The organism is Pseudomonas sp. UTLPPB19802 (assembly GCF_059730225.1).
On record NZ_AP048545.1, the window covers coordinates 6,138,558 to 6,153,907 of the forward strand.

11 protein-coding genes and 1 pseudogene are annotated in these 15,350 nt (G+C 63.1%); 6 read left to right on the top strand and 6 right to left on the bottom strand.

Features of this window, described 5'->3' with window-relative positions; genetic code table 11:
- Positions 1-660 carry a GntR family transcriptional regulator gene (locus AC6I6U_RS26570; protein WP_497878960.1) on the bottom strand — a complete coding sequence of 220 codons (660 nt, stop codon included), beginning with the start codon at positions 658-660 and terminating at the stop codon, positions 1-3.
- 361 nt (positions 661-1,021) lie between these two features.
- On the opposite strand from AC6I6U_RS26570, the gene xdhA reads away from it, so the two are divergent.
- Genes xdhA through guaD form a run of 4 tightly spaced genes read left to right on the top strand, consistent with a single transcriptional unit; the run spans position 1,022 to position 7,098 of the window.
- Positions 1,022-2,476, top strand: a complete 1,455-nt coding sequence (gene xdhA, locus AC6I6U_RS26575; protein WP_497878961.1) for a xanthine dehydrogenase small subunit — start codon at positions 1,022-1,024, stop codon at positions 2,474-2,476.
- On the top strand, positions 2,469-4,946 hold the full coding sequence (gene xdhB / locus AC6I6U_RS26580) for a xanthine dehydrogenase molybdopterin binding subunit (RefSeq protein ID WP_497878962.1): 2,478 nt from the start codon (positions 2,469-2,471) through the stop codon (positions 4,944-4,946). The genes xdhA and xdhB overlap by 8 nt, the downstream gene beginning before the upstream one ends.
- Positions 4,943-5,785, top strand: a complete 843-nt coding sequence (gene xdhC, locus AC6I6U_RS26585) for a xanthine dehydrogenase accessory protein XdhC (protein WP_497878963.1) — start codon at positions 4,943-4,945, stop codon at positions 5,783-5,785. The genes xdhB and xdhC overlap by 4 nt, the downstream gene beginning before the upstream one ends.
- 8 nt (positions 5,786-5,793) lie before the next feature.
- Positions 5,794-7,098, top strand: a complete 1,305-nt coding sequence (guaD, locus tag AC6I6U_RS26590) for a guanine deaminase (protein WP_497878964.1) — start codon at positions 5,794-5,796, stop codon at positions 7,096-7,098.
- Between the two features lie 135 nt (positions 7,099-7,233).
- Here the strand turns inward: guaD and AC6I6U_RS26595 are convergent, their stop codons facing one another.
- On the bottom strand, positions 7,234-7,989 hold the full coding sequence (locus AC6I6U_RS26595; protein ID WP_497878965.1) for a GntR family transcriptional regulator: 756 nt from the start codon (positions 7,987-7,989) through the stop codon (positions 7,234-7,236).
- A gap of 218 nt (positions 7,990-8,207) precedes the next feature.
- On the opposite strand from AC6I6U_RS26595, the gene AC6I6U_RS26600 reads away from it, so the two are divergent.
- Entirely contained in the window at positions 8,208-9,398 is a 1,191-nt protein-coding gene (locus AC6I6U_RS26600) for a benzoate/H(+) symporter BenE family transporter (protein ID WP_497878966.1), read from the top strand.
- A gap of 158 nt (positions 9,399-9,556) precedes the next feature.
- Here the strand turns inward: AC6I6U_RS26600 and AC6I6U_RS26605 are convergent, their stop codons facing one another.
- The 4 genes and pseudogenes from AC6I6U_RS26605 to AC6I6U_RS26620 form a co-directional block, all read right to left on the bottom strand.
- Positions 9,557-10,438, bottom strand: a complete 882-nt coding sequence (locus AC6I6U_RS26605; RefSeq protein ID WP_497883109.1) for a methyl-accepting chemotaxis protein — start codon at positions 10,436-10,438, stop codon at positions 9,557-9,559.
- Positions 10,439-10,465: 27 nt separating this feature from the next.
- A pseudogene (locus AC6I6U_RS26610) lies at positions 10,466-11,566 on the bottom strand (methyl-accepting chemotaxis protein); the annotation flags it as partial.
- Between the two features lie 72 nt (positions 11,567-11,638).
- Complete coding sequence (locus tag AC6I6U_RS26615; RefSeq protein WP_497878967.1) at positions 11,639-13,063, bottom strand: aminotransferase-like domain-containing protein; 1,425 nt, start codon at positions 13,061-13,063, stop codon at positions 11,639-11,641.
- Positions 13,064-13,314: 251 nt separating this feature from the next.
- On the bottom strand, positions 13,315-14,076 hold the full coding sequence (locus tag AC6I6U_RS26620) for an SDR family oxidoreductase (protein ID WP_497878968.1): 762 nt from the start codon (positions 14,074-14,076) through the stop codon (positions 13,315-13,317).
- Positions 14,077-14,326: 250 nt separating this feature from the next.
- Between AC6I6U_RS26620 and AC6I6U_RS26625 the strand changes: the two genes are divergently transcribed.
- Positions 14,327-15,331: an NADP-dependent oxidoreductase gene (locus AC6I6U_RS26625; RefSeq protein WP_497878969.1), complete on the top strand. Its 1,005-nt coding sequence runs from the start codon at positions 14,327-14,329 to the stop codon at positions 15,329-15,331.
- Positions 15,332-15,350 lie beyond the last annotated feature (19 nt).

Below are 15,350 nucleotides of genomic sequence, written 5' to 3' on the forward strand. Positions count from 1 at the left end.
TTAGTCGACCGCCAGGGCAGACAGCACAATGTCACAACTGCGCTGGGCGTAGCTGGCCAGGACCGAACGGATCAGCGGCAGGTCGCGGGCCAGCACCGCCGCCAGCAGTCGGGCGAACAAGTCCAGGTATTCGCTCATTTCCGCCTTGCGCCGCTCCAGCGCCAGGTAATAGGCGCGGCTCATGGCCGGCTGGAGGTTCTCGACGGTTTCCTGCAGGTACGGGTTGTCGGCAAACGGATACGCGGCGCGCATCACGTTGAAGCTGTCTTCGACGAAGTTGCGGATGTCCTGGCGCTCGTAGCTGTCGCTCAGGCGCTGCTGCAACTGCAGGAACGGCGCGAGGTCGGCCTGCACCTGCCAGCGCTGGGCCACGGCGTTGCCAAGCAGGATATACAGCTCGCTCATCAGGGTGCACAGGCTCTGCACCTTGTGGGCGGTCAGCTCGGTCACATGGGCGCCCCGCCGCGGCAAAATGGCGATCAGATGGCGACGTTCGAGAATCAGCAAGGCTTCGCGCACGGAACCACGGCTGACATTGAGTGCCAGCGTGACCTTCTGTTCCTGGATGCGCTCTCCGGGCTTGAGTTCACCGCGAATGATGCGCTCGGCGAGGTGGTGAGCAATCTGCTCGGCGAGGCTGTCCGGCGCCTTGAACGTCATGGTTTTCCTTCAAAAATCGATGGTCGGTGCAAGCGGCGCAGTGTAGCGCACTTGGTGCGTGATGGCGCAGGGCCAAGTGGCCGGAATTTGGCACGAAATGCGCTTTTGATCTGCGACTAGACTTTTGGAAGGAGCGGCGGGGATGGCCTATTCGCGAGCAAGCGCGCGCCCACTGGCGTCAGCCCACCCCGTGGGAGTGGGCTGACGCGCGAATGGCCCATCCAGGCTTGCCTGAAATCATGAGTTTCCCAAGCGAGCAAAAAACCTGACCTATAGGTCAGATATTTGTTGACCCGGAAGTCAGACAGCAATAGATTCTGCCTCAACGGTCAACAATAATAATGAGTCTGCGAGGCCATCCGTGATCCAGTTTCTTCTCAACCAGGAACTCCGTAGCGAGCACACCCTGGACCCGAACCTGACGGTGCTCAATTACCTGCGTGAACACCTCGGCCGCCCCGGCACCAAGGAAGGCTGCGCCAGTGGCGACTGCGGTGCCTGCACCGTGGTGGTCGGCGAGCTGCACATCGATGAAACCGGCACCGAGCGCATTCGCTATCGCAGCCTCAACTCCTGCCTGACCTTCGTTGCAACGCTGCACGGCAAGCAACTGATCAGCGTCGAGGACCTCAAGCATCAGGGCCAGTTGCATAGCGTGCAACAGGCCATGGTCGACTGCCATGGTTCGCAGTGCGGCTTCTGCACACCGGGCTTTGTCATGTCGCTGTTCGCCCTGCAGAAGAACAGCCACGCGCCGGACCACCACCAGGCTCACGAGGCCCTGGCCGGCAACCTGTGCCGCTGCACCGGCTACCGACCAATCCTCGCCGCCGCCGAGCAGGCCTGCTGCAACAGGCCCACCGACCAGTTCGACGCCCGCGAAGCGCAGACCATCGCCCGCCTGAAAGCCATCGCCCCCCAAGAAACCGGCGAGCTGAATAGCGGCGACAAGCGCTGCCTGGTACCCCTGACCGTCGCCGACCTGGCCGAGCTGTACGAATCCTATCCACAGGCCCGGCTGCTGGCCGGCGGTACCGACCTGGCTCTGGAGGTCACCCAGTTCCATCGCCCGCTGCCGGTGATGATCCATGTCGGCCAGGTTGCCGAACTCAAGCGTATCGAGCGTTTCGACGACCGCCTGGAAATCGGCGCGGCCGTGCCGCTGTCCGATTGTCATGCCACGCTTGCGGACGAGTACCCGGATTTCGGCGAACTGCTGCAGCGCTTCGCCTCGCTGCAGATCCGCAACCAGGGCACCCTGGGCGGCAACATCGGCAACGCCTCGCCCATCGGCGACTCCCCTCCCCTGCTGATTGCGCTGAACACACAACTGGTACTGCGCAAGGGAACCGAAAGCCGCACCCTGGCATTGGAAGACTATTTCATCGACTACCGGGTGACCGCACGCCAGGACAGCGAATTCATCGAGAAGGTCATCGTGCCAAGGGCCAGCGCCGATTGGCAGTTCCGCGCCTATAAGGTGTCCAAGCGGCTGGATGACGACATTTCCGCGGTGTGCGCCGCGTTCAACCTGCGAATCGACAACGGCATGGTGGCCGAGGCGCGGATCGCCTTTGGCGGCATGGCGGCGATCCCGAAACGGGCCCGAGCCTGCGAAGCCGCACTGGTCGGCCAGCCCTGGAACCAGGCCAGCGTCGAGCGCGCCTGCGCTGTCCTGGCCGAGGATTTCACCCCGCTGTCGGACTTCCGCGCCAGCAAGGAATACCGCCTGCTCAGCGCACAGAATCTGCTGCGCAAATACTTTATCGAACTGCAAACGCCGTATATCGAGACTCGGGTGACTGCTTATGTCTAATCATCCTGTGGCGGAAAAAACCGAGGCCGAGCTTGCCGAGCTGTTCTCCAGGGACTTGAACACCGGTGTCGGCCGCAGCGTCAAGCACGAGAGCGCCGACAAGCATGTCGCCGGCGAGGCGGTGTATATCGACGACCGCCTGGAATTCCCCAACCAGCTGCATGTGTATGCGCGGCTGTCCGACCGTGCCCATGCGCGAATCCTGCGGGTCGACACCACGCCCTGCTACGCCTTCGACGGCGTGCGCATCGCCATCACCCACGAGGACATTCCCGGTCTCAAGGACATCGGCCCACTGCTGCCGGGCGACCCGCTGCTGGCGATCGACAAGGTCGAGTTCGTCGGCCAGCCGGTACTCGCCGTCGCCGCGCGGGACATGGAAACCGCTCGCCAGGCGGCCATGGCCGCCATCATCGAATACGAGGATCTGGAACCGGTGCTGGATGTGGTCGAGGCGCTGCGCAAGCGCCACTTCGTCCTCGACAGCCACACCCACCGGCGTGGGGACTCGGCCGCTGCCCTGGCCAGCGCTGAACACCGGATACAGGGCAGCCTGCATATCGGCGGCCAGGAACACTTCTACCTGGAAACCCAGATCTCCTCGGTAATGCCCACCGAGGATGGCGGGATGATCGTCTACTGCTCGACCCAGAACCCCACCGAAGTGCAGAAGCTGGTGGCCGAAGTGCTCGACGTACCGATGAACAAGGTGGTGGTCGACATGCGCCGCATGGGTGGCGGCTTCGGCGGCAAGGAAACCCAGGCGGCCAGTCCGGCGTGCCTGTGCGCGGTGGTCGCACGCCTGACCGGGCAACCGACCAAGATGCGCCTGCCCCGGGTCGAAGACATGTTGATGACCGGCAAGCGCCACCCCTTCTACATCGAGTACGACGTCGGCTTCGACAGCCGTGGCCGACTGCACGGGATCAACCTCGAACTGGCCGGCAACTGCGGCTGCTCACCGGACCTTTCGGCATCGATCGTCGACCGGGCGATGTTCCATGCCGACAACGCCTATTACCTCGGCGATGCGACAGTCAACGGCCACCGCTGCAAGACCCACACCGCGTCGAACACCGCCTACCGCGGCTTCGGCGGCCCGCAGGGAATGGTCGCCATCGAGGAGGTGATGGACAACATCGCCCGCCACCTCGGCCTCGACCCGTTGGCGGTGCGCAAGGCCAATTACTACGGCAAGACCGAGCGTAACGTCACCCACTACTACCAGACCGTCGAGCACAACATGCTTGAGGAGATGACCGCCGAGCTGGAAGCCAGCAGTCAGTACGCCGAGCGGCGGGACACCATTCGCCGCTACAACGCCCACAGCCCGATCCTGAAAAAGGGCTTGGCGCTGACCCCGGTGAAGTTCGGTATCTCCTTCACTGCCAGCTTCCTCAATCAGGCCGGCGCGCTGGTGCACGTGTACACCGACGGCAGTATCCACCTGAACCACGGCGGCACGGAGATGGGCCAGGGCCTGAATACCAAGGTCGCCCAGGTGGTGGCCGAGGTGTTCCAGGTGGAGATCGAGCGGGTGCAGATCACCGCGACCAACACCGACAAGGTACCGAACACTTCGCCCACCGCAGCCTCCAGCGGTGCCGACCTGAACGGCAAGGCGGCGCAGAATGCCGCCGAAATCATCAAGCAGCGGCTGGTGGAATTTGCCTCGCGGCAGTACAAGGTCAGCGAAGAGGATGTCGAATTCCACAACGGCCATGTGCGGGTCCGCGACCAGATTCTGACCTTCGAGGCGCTGATCCAGCAGGCCTATTTTGCCCAGGTGTCGCTGTCCAGCACCGGTTTCTACAAGACCCCGAAGATCTACTACGACCGCAGCCAGGCCCGTGGCCGGCCTTTCTACTACTACGCCTATGGCGCGGCCTGCGCCGAGGTGATCGTCGATACCCTGACCGGCGAGTACAAGATGCTACGCACCGACATCCTGCATGACGTCGGTGCCTCGCTGAACCCGGCCATCGACATCGGCCAGGTCGAGGGTGGCTTCATCCAGGGCATGGGCTGGCTGACCATGGAGGAATTGGTGTGGAACGCCAAGGGCAAGCTGATGACCAACGGCCCGGCCAGCTACAAGATTCCGGCGGTGGCCGACATGCCGAGCGACCTGCGGGTGAAGCTGGTGGAAAACCGCAAGAACCCGGAGGACACGGTGTTCCATTCCAAGGCCGTGGGCGAGCCGCCGTTCATGCTCGGGATTGCCGTATGGTGTGCACTGAAGGACGCGGTGGCGAGCCTCGCCGACTATCGGCTGCAACCAAGGATCGATGCACCGGCGACACCCGAGCGGGTGCTGTGGGGCTGCGAGCAGATGCGCCAGGCCAGGCTGTCCCTTTGCGGGAGCCGCCCTGGTGGCGACAGCGGTGCGTCAATCGACAACGGTGCCGAAAGTGAAATCGCAATCGCCACCCAGTTGGCTCCCACAGTGACCGACAGGAGGTGCCCATGAACTACTGGCTCAGCGCCCTCGCCGACCTGCAGAACCAGGGCCAACCCTGCGTGCTGGTGACCATCATCGAAGAGCAAGGCTCGACCCCGCGCAACGCCGGCTCGAAGATGGTCATCAGCGCCATCGGCACCTTCGACACCATCGGCGGCGGCCACCTGGAATACAAGGCCACGCAGATCGCCCGGGACATGCTCGCCAGCGGCCAGCAGCAAACCCGCCTGGAGCGCTTCAGCCTCGGCGCCAGCCTTGGCCAGTGCTGCGGCGGCGCCACGGTACTGCTGTTCGAGCCGATGGGTCAGGTCCAGGCAGAAATCGCCGTATTCGGTGCGGGCCATGTCGGCCGTGCGCTGGTACCCTTGCTCGCCAGCCTGCCCTGCCGGGTGCGCTGGATCGATTCTCGCGAGCAGGAGTTTCCGCCGCTGATTCCTGACGGCGTGCGCAAGATCGTCAGCGACGAGCCGCTGGAAGAAATCGACCGCCTGCCCGCCGGCTGCTATTGCGTGATCATGACCCACAACCATCCGCTCGACCTCGAACTCACCGCCGCCCTGCTCAAGCGCAACGACTTCGCCTACTTCGGCCTGATCGGCTCGAAGACCAAGCGCGTGAAGTTCGAGCATCGCCTGCGCGAACGCGGTTTCGACAATGCGGCGCTGCAACGCATGCGCTGCCCGATGGGACTGGCCGAGGTCAAGGGCAAGCTGCCAGCGGAAATCGCCATCTCCATTGCCGGCGAAATTATCGCCACCTACAACGCGAATTTCGGCCAGCACAGCGCCAGCGCCGAACCTATTGCCAAACTGCTGCCGGCCTCGCGCCGCAGCCAAGCCACGAACTGAGAAAGTCCATGCCTGCAACCCGTAAAGCCTACCGCGCCGCCCTTCTGCACAGCCTCGCCGACCCGGCCGAGGTCGGCATCGAAGCCTCCTACGAATACTTCGAGGATGGCCTGCTGGTGGTCGAAGACGGCAAGATCAGCGCCATCGGCCACGCCAGCGAATTGCTGCCAAGCCTGGCGACCGATGTCGAGGTGAACCACTACCCCGACGCGCTGATCACCCCCGGTTTCATCGACACCCATATCCACCTGCCGCAAACCGGCATGGTCGGCGCCTATGGCGAACAACTGCTCGACTGGCTTAACACCTACACCTTCCCCTGCGAAAGCCAGTTCGCCGACCAGACCCATGCGGCCCAGGTTGCGGATATCTTCATCAAGGAACTGCTGCGCAACGGCACCACTACCGCGCTGGTGTTCGCCAGCGTCCATCCGGAATCGGTCGAGGCGTTTTTCGAAGCGGCACAGAAGCTCGATCTGCGGATGATCGCCGGCAAGGTGATGATGGACCGCAATGCCCCGGACTACCTGACCGACACCGCCGAATCGAGCTACACCGAGAGCAAGGCGCTGATCGAACGCTGGCACGGCAAGGGCCGCCTGCACTACGCGGTGACCCCACGCTTCGCGCCGACCTCGACCCCGGAGCAGTTGACCCTGGCCGGCCAGTTGTTGGGCGAGTATCCGGATCTGTACATGCAGACCCACATCAGCGAGAACCTGCAGGAAATCGAGTGGGTCAAGGAGCTGTTCCCGGAGCGCAAGGGCTACCTGGACGTCTATGACCATTACCAACTGCTGGGTGAGCGCTCGGTGTTCGCCCATGGCGTACACCTGTGCGACGACGAGTGCGCGCGGCTGGCCGAGACCGGCTCAGCCGTGGCGTTCTGCCCGACCTCGAACTTCTTCCTTGGCAGCGGCCTGTTCAACCTGCCGATGGCCGAGAAGCACAAGCTCAATGTCGGGATCGGTACGGATGTCGGCGCTGGCACCAGCTTCTCGATCCTGCACACGCTGAACGAGGCCTACAAGGTGATGCAGTTGCAGGGCGCACGGTTGAGCCCGTTCAAGTCGCTGTACCTGGCAACCCTGGGCGGTGCGCGGGCGTTACGCCTGGAGCAGCGGATCGGCGACCTGCAACCGGGCAGCGATGCCGACTTCGTGGTGCTCGACTACCATGCCACGCCGCTGCTGAGCTATCGCCTGCAGCAGGCGCGTGATATCGCCGAGAAACTGTTCGTGTTGATGACCCTGGGGGACGACCGCACGGTACTGCAGACCTATGCGGCGGGGAACCTGGTGCACCAGCGCTGATACCACACCCGGCCCTCCCACGATTCCTGTGGGAGCCGGCTGGCTGGCGATAGCGGTGCATCAGCAACAGAGAGGTTGACCGTAGGATCGCAATCGCCAGCAAGCCGGCTCCTACGAGGGAACAGTGTCAGGAGATCAGAGCTTGGCCGACGGCCGCTTGGTCTGCAGCAGGTGCGAGAACACCGCATGCAGGTCATCCGAAGCGCTCTCCTCGTCAAGGTTGAGCTTGCTGTCGATGTGGTCCATGTGGTGCATCATCAGGTCCACCGCCAACGCCGCGTCCCGAGCCTCGATGGCATCGATCAACTGGGTGTGCTCGTCGTAGGAACAGTGCGAGCGATTGCCGCTTTCATACTGGGCAATGATCAGCGAAGTCTGCGACACCAGGCTGCGCTGGAAGCTGATCAGAGGGGCATTCATCGCCGCTTCCGCCAACTTCAGGTGGAACTCGCCGGACAGGCGAATCCCCGCCCCACGATCGCCACGGGAAAAGCTCTCGCGCTCGTCGCGAACCATCTGCCGCAACTCGGCCAGTTGCTCGGCCGTCGCGTGCTGCACCGCCAGTTCTGTGATCGCCTTTTCCACCATGCGCCGGGCGAAGAACACCTGGCGGGCTTCCTCGACGCTCGGGCTCGCCACCACCGCACCGCGGTTGGGCCGCAGCAGCACCACGCCCTCATGGGCGAGTCGCGACAGGGCCCGGCGAATGATCGTCCGGCTGACCCCGAAAATTTCCCCCAGTGCCTCTTCGCTCAGCTTGGTGCCGGGCGCCAGGCGCTGCTCGAGGATCGCCTCGAAGATATGCGCGTAGACGATATCGTCCTGGGTCACGCTGCGGCCGGCCTTGCCTGCTCGCGGTTGTTTCTTGAGGGGCTGCAACTGTTCGTTCATGGGCACTCGAGTCGGGAACGGGGCAAGGGACTGTCATAAGCCACAATGGATCGCTGACAAGTATCGCGTAAAATCATGGCATATTGTACACAACCTGTAGCACCAACACGACTGTACGGCTGTTTGCGGTCACGGCTGTACCGCAATAAACAGATACCTTTGCGTTTAGGCTGCAAGCGCCATTAACGCCCCGTTTTATCCGTACAAGGAAAGCCCCCATGACCGACCTCACTCACCCGCGATTGCGCCCGCTGGCCGACACTTCGCCCTCTGCGGTGGTCGCCGGTTTCATCGCGATGATGACCGGCTACACCAGTTCGCTGGTGCTGATGTTCCAGGCCGGCCAGGCCGCCGGCCTGAGCAGCGGGCAAATCTCATCGTGGATCTGGGCCCTGTCGATCGGCATGGCGATCTGCAGCATCGGGCTGTCCCTACGCTACCGCACGCCAGTCACCGTCGCCTGGTCGACGCCCGGTGCGGCGCTATTGATCACCAGCCTGTCCGGCGTCACTTATGGCGAGGCGATCGGCGCCTACATCACCTGCGCCGTGCTGGTGACCATCTGCGGCCTGACCGGCAGCTTCGAGCGCCTGGTCAAACGCCTGCCTTCCTCGCTGGCCGCAGCACTGCTGGCCGGCATCCTGTTCAAGATCGGTAGCGAGATTTTCGTCGCTGCCCAGCACCGCACCGGCCTGGTACTGGGGATGTTCTTCACCTACCTGCTGGCCAAGCGTCTGTCGCCACGCTATGCAGTACTCGCCGCGCTGCTGGTCGGTACTGCCCTCTCCGGACTGTTGGGCCTGCTGGACTTCAGCGGCTTCCAGCTGGAAGTGGCGACCCCGGTCTGGACCACGCCGTCGTTCTCGTTGGCGGCAACCATCAGCATCGGCATCCCGCTGTTCGTGGTAGCCATGACCTCGCAGAACATGCCCGGCATCGCCGTACTGCGGGCCGACGGCTATAACGTGCCGGCCTCGCCGCTGATCAGCGTGACCGGCATCGCCTCGCTGCTGCTGGCGCCGTTCGGTTCCCACGGTATCAACCTGGCGGCCATCAGTGCCGCCATCTGCACCGGGCCACATGCCCATGAGGACAAGAACAAGCGCTACACCGCGGCCGTCTGGTGCGGGATCTTCTACGGCATCGCCGGCACCTTCGGCGCCACCCTGGCGGCGCTGTTCGCCGCCCTGCCCAAGGAACTGGTGCTGTCGATTGCCGCATTGGCGCTGTTCGGCTCGATCATCAACGGTCTGACCATCGCCATGACCGAGCCCAAGGAGCGTGAAGCGGCGCTGATCACCTTCATGGTCACCGCCTCGGGGCTCACCCTGTTCTCGGTGGGTTCGGCGTTCTGGGGCATCGTGGCTGGCGTGCTGACGTTGCTGATCCTCAACTGGCGCAAGGCCTGAAGAACGGGCCGGTGGCGAGCGGGCTTGCCCGCGCTGGGGCGCAAAGCGGCCCCAGGTCCAGACTCCTCGGTGTAAGTGACGGGCCGAGGTGGCTGGCTTTCGGGGCTGCCAAGCAGCCCAGCGCGGGCAAGCCCGCTCGCCACGAAGAGTTGAAAGGCTCAGGTACGGAAATGCCCAACCATCCCCTTCAACTCCATCCCCAGTTGCGCCAACTCGATACTGGACGCGGCATTGCCCTGCATCGCCACCGCCGACTGATCGGCACTGGCGCGGATGCTGGTGACACTGCGGTTGATCTCCTCCGCTACCGAACTCTGCTGCTCGGCCGCCGCGGCGATCTGCTGGTTCATCTGCTGGATCAATGACACCGCCGAGGCGATGCTGCCCAGCGCGCTCTCGGTCTGCAGCGCATCGCTGACCGCCAGCTTGACCAGGTCACCACTGCTGCGAATCTGCATCACCGATGACTGCGCCGCCGCACGCAAGGCGCTGACCAGCCGCTCGATTTCCTCGGTGGACTGCTGGGTCCGCCGAGCCAGGGCCCGCACTTCATCGGCCACCACGGCAAAACCACGCCCCTGCTCCCCGGCACGGGCGGCCTCGATGGCGGCGTTCAGCGCCAGCAAATTGGTCTGTTCGGCGACACTCTTGATCACATCGAGCACGGCACCGATATTCTGGATTTCCGCACTGAGGCTTTCGATGCTGACGCTGGCCGAATTGGCCGAGTCCGCCAACTGCTCGATACGCTGCATGCTCTGGCGTACCACCTGCTGGCCGCTGTCGACCTTTTCGTCGGCGGTCTGCGCCGCCAGCGCCGCTTCCTCGGCATTACGCGCGACATCGTGGACGGTGGCGGTCATCTGGTTCATGGCCGTCGCCACCTGCTCGGTTTCTTCCTTCTGGGTACTGACTTCAAGATTGGTCTGTTCGGTGACGGCCGACAGGGAGTGAGCCGAATTTGCCAACTGTTCGATCCCGGCCTGCAGGCCACTGACAATGCCGCTCAGGCCTGCGGCCATCTGCTGCATCGCCTGCATCAGCTGGCCGATTTCGTCGCGCCGCCGCACCTCGATCGTCGCGCTCAGGTCGCCTGCGGCGATCTGCTGTGCCACGCGAATCACGCTGCGCAGTGGCGCAACGATCAGGCGACTGATCACCAGTGCTGCCACCAGGCCCACCAGCAAGGCCAGCGCCGAGGAGCCGATGATCAATAGCGAGTTCTTCTTCAACTCGGCCTGCATCAACTGGTCTTCGGCGGCATAGGCCTGGTTGACCCGCTCGACCACCTGGGCCGCGCGCTCATGCAGTTGCTGATAGACCTTCTTCTCCTGCTCAAGCAGGCCGGTGTATTCAGTGAGTTTTTCGTTGAAGCTGGCGATATGGCCACCCACCTCGTTGAGCACGGTCTGGTAGCCGGCATCCTTGACCGAACCCTTGAGCTGCTCGACGCCGACCAGTGCCTGCTCCGCCTGCTCGATCTTGCCCTGGTTCTGGTTGTCCTCGTCGCCCTTGCGACTCTGGTCAAGACGCACCCGCGCCTCGTTCATCGCCTGCAGCATCAGTTGCGAAACGTGGCTGACCTGCCCGGCCTGCTCAAGGAAGTCACTACCGTCCTGGCCCTGGGACTGCTTGAGAGTGTAGCTGCCATCATCGGCCAGACCGGCCTGCAGCACATCCAGGTTGTTGGCCACGCTCGACACCGACCAACTGGCCATTTCCAGCGCGAGATCCTTGGCCTGGGTCAGCCCGACGAACTCGTCGAAAGCCTTGCGATACGCCGCCAGCGCCTGCTCGACATCATTCATCACCGCCACGTTGGCCGGCGACTGCGCCTTGAGCATCTCGGCCTGTGCCGCCAGGCCATCGACGCCTTCGTGCAGGGCATCCACCGTCCTGGGGTTGGAATGCAAGGCATACTCCTGCTCAAGCAAACGCACGTTGAGCAGGCTGCTATTGAGCGAGGACATCTGCTTGAGCCCGTCGAAGCGCTGGCTGATGGCCTGCAAGGACCAGACGCCGATTGCCGCCACCAGGCCGGTGAGCAGCAACACGAGGGTAAAACCGATACCCATCTTTTTCGCCATGCCGAGGCTGGCGAAACGTCCTTGCACGGCAGAAATCATGGGGCGTAATCTCCGGTCGAATGCTGAAGGCGCGCAAGCCATTCAAGATTCGCGAAGGTTCGCAACCACGACCGGTGAAACACAAGCCTTTGGCGCCGGAATAATGGCCAAAAGCTACATCTGCGTCGTTTTCAGAATCGTCGAGGTCGATTCGGCACCGCCCAGCAGACGGAAGAACTTCTGCGCCCGCAAGTCCTTCGCATAAGCCACGTTGATCCGCAACCAACCGGCGGAGGTTGCCCGCGGGGTAAAGGCCGAGTCCTGCGCCAGCAGCACCCCGAGCTGGCGGGCACCGGCCTGAACCTGCGCCGGATTGTAGTGCCGACTGCGCGCCCAGATGAACATGCCAGCCGAGGGCTCGCTGAACACTTCCCAACCGCTTTCCTCGAGCATGTCCAGGGTCGTTGCCATCTCCGCTCCCAGGCGTTGACGCAGGCGCTGCACCAACTTGCGATAGGCACCGTTGGCCAGCAAGGTGGCGACCACGCACTCGGCAAATCGCGACGCGCCGAGACTGGTGATCATCTTCACCTCTGCCAGGCGCTGGATGAGTCCGGCATGGGCGCGGATGAATCCGACTTTCAACGAACTGCTCAGGGTTTTCGAGAAGCCGCCGAGATAGATCACCCGCTGCTCGGAATCCAGCGCCGCCAACTGCACTCCCGGTCCGCCCTGCAGGTCACTGCAGACAGCGTCCTCGACAATCAGGAAATCCTCCGAGCGGGCCAGTTGCAGCAACTGCGTGGCGACTGGCAGGGTCAAGCTGCTACCCGTGGGGTTATGGCAAAGACTGTTGATGAACAGGCATTTGGGCCGGTGGTTGCGCAGGAGTTCGCGCAATACCTCGAGATCAGGTCCCGAGCGTGTCCTGGGCACCTCCAGCAACTCGACTCCCTGCAGCCGCAGGAGCCGGTAGAGATTCCCGTAACCCGGGGTTTCCACGATCACGCAATCACCCGGCTTGAGTAGCGTGCGCACCAGCAAGTCAAGGCCCTGGGTAACCCCGAGGGTCGTCAGAACTTCGCCATCCACCGACTGGATGCCTTTCTGGGTCAGGCACTTGTGCAACTGCTGGCGCAAGGCCGGCAGCCCCAGCGGGGTACTGTAGTGAAACAGTCCCTGCATCTGTGTGCGGCTGACTTCACGCACGGCGTAGCCGATATCATCGCTCTCGCGCCACCCTTGCGGTATCCAGCCGCAGCCCAGTTTCAACTCGCCGAGAGGGTGCTCGCTGAACGCGCCCCACTTCGCCTCCAACCCCTCGTACCACTCCTGCTCGCAGACCGTCCGGGATACGCCAGTGGGCTGCGCGACGATGAACACCGAACCATTGCGCGAAGCCAACACGCCCTGCATCACCAGCCGCTCGTAGGCCTCGGTCACGTTGGTCTGGCTGAGGGAGTTCTGCTTGGCCAACTGCCGCACCGACGGCAGGCGAGCCCCGGGGCAGGCACTGCTCAGGCGGATCCATTCGACGATCGCACTGACGACTTGCTGCACGACAGGCACCAGGGCCTGCCGATCAATTTCCAGATCCATTGTATGTGACGCTCCAACGCACGGTTATTTCCCGTTAAACAGTTAACCATACAAAACCACCCCTTCCGCTTGCACAAAAAGCCTATACGCAGATTGCTGGAAGCCAGGCAGGCTGCGGGCCAAAGCGATTTCCCTGCACCAATAAGCGAATGTTCCCACTGCATTCACAAGATTGGCGGACATAAAATAACCCGCATACGCGGGTTATTTTTTACCTTGAAACTACAGCCGCCAACGAAGAGTGCGACAGGTCAAATGGCCGTGGCGCCACCGTCCACGGCGAGGGCCTGGCCGGTGGTGAATGCCGCGCCATCGCTGCACAGGTAGAGCACTGCACTGGCAATCTCCTCGACCTTGCCAATGCGCCCGACCGGATGCATCGCCGCGGCGAACTCGGCCTTGCGCGGATCGGCTTCATAGGCACGACGGAACATGTCGGTATCGATGACCGCCGGGCATACCGCGTTGACCCGAATACCGCGTTTCGCATACTCGATCGCCGCCGACTTGGTCAGGCCGATGACCGCATGCTTGGAGGCCGCATAGATACTCATCTTCGGCGCCGCGCCAAGGCCGGCGACCGATGCGGTGTTGACGATGGCGCCACCACCCTGGGCCTGCATCAGCGGCAACTGGTACTTCATGCACAGCCAGACACCCTTGACATTGACGCCCATGATCGCGTCGAACTCGTCCTGGGTACCGTCGGCCAGCTTGCCCTTTTCGATCTCGATCCCGGCATTGTTGAAGGCATAGTCGACCCGTCCGTAGGCAGACACAGCCTGCTCCATCAGCTTTTTCACCTCGGTTTCGAGCGTGACGTTGCAGCGCACGAAGATCGCCTCGCCACCAGCGGCACGAATCGCCTCGACAGTGCCCTCGCCGCCCGCCACGTCCAGGTCGGCCACCACCACTTTCAGGCCCTCGGCCGCGAACGCCTGGGCGGTTGCCCGGCCAATGCCGGCGGCAGCGCCAGTCACCAGGGCCACCTGGCCGGAAAACGTCATGCTCATGATTCCTGTCCTCGCAACGTGCGTGAGTGATCGTGCGGGCTGAGTCTAGCCAGAGGTCGGCGTCACGGGGCAGCACTATCAGAAGGCCGGTTATCGTCCCATGCACGATGGTGATAAGTTAGGGTGATAACGGCCTGTGGGCCACCATCAGCGAAGTGGATCGCGCCCTATTCGCCCGACCGGCAAAACTTGCCCTCGCGGCGATCAGGGTCTATCTACAAGGCTTCATTGATTTCATCGAGTATCTGCCATGACCACCCAGAACAACCGCCAATTCCTGCTGGCCAAACGTCCGGTCGGGGCCGCGACCCGCGAGACCTTCACCTACCAGGAAGTCCCCGTGGGTGAGCCTGGCGCCAACCAGATTCTGGTCAAGAACGAATACCTGTCCCTGGACCCGGCCATGCGTGGCTGGATGAATGAAGGCAAGTCCTATATCCCACCGGTGGGCCTGGGTGAAGTGATGCGGGCACTGGGTGTCGGTCAGGTAGTCGCCTCGAACCATCCGGGTTTCGCCGTGGGTGACTACGTCAACGGCGCGCTGGGGGTGCAGGACTATTTCCTCGGCGAGCCACGTGGTTTCTACAAGGTCGATCCGAAACTGGCACCGTTGCCGCGCTATCTGTCGGCGCTGGGCATGACCGGGATGACCGCGTATTTCGCCCTGTTGGATGTCGGTGCACCGAAGGCCGGGGAAACCGTGGTGATTTCCGGTGCCGCAGGCGCAGTGGGCAGCATCGCCGGGCAGATCGCCAAGCTCAAGGGTTGCCGGGTGGTCGGGATCGCTGGCGGCGCCGACAAGTGCCGTTTCCTGGTCGACGAACTGGGCTTTGACGGCACCATCGACTACAAGAGCGAGGATGTTCATGCCGGGCTGAAACGCGAATGCCCCAAGGGCGTCGATGTGTATTTCGACAACGTCGGCGGAGATATTCTCGACGCCGTGCTGACCCGCCTGAACCTCAAGGCTCGCGTGGTGATCTGCGGCGCAATCAGCCAGTACAACAACAAGGAAGCGGTCAAGGGCCCGGCGAACTACCTCGCCCTGCTGGTCAATCGCGCACGCATGGAGGGTTTCGTGGTGATGGACCATGCCGCGCAATTCGCCGCCGCCGGGCAAGAGATGGCCGGCTGGATGGCCAAGGGTCAGCTCAAGAGCAAGGAAGATATCGTCGACGGGCTGGAGACCTTTCCCGAGACGTTGGCGAAGCTGTTCAGCGGGGAAAACTTCGGCAAGCTGGTGCTGAAGGTCTGAGAAGACCATGGGGCAAGGC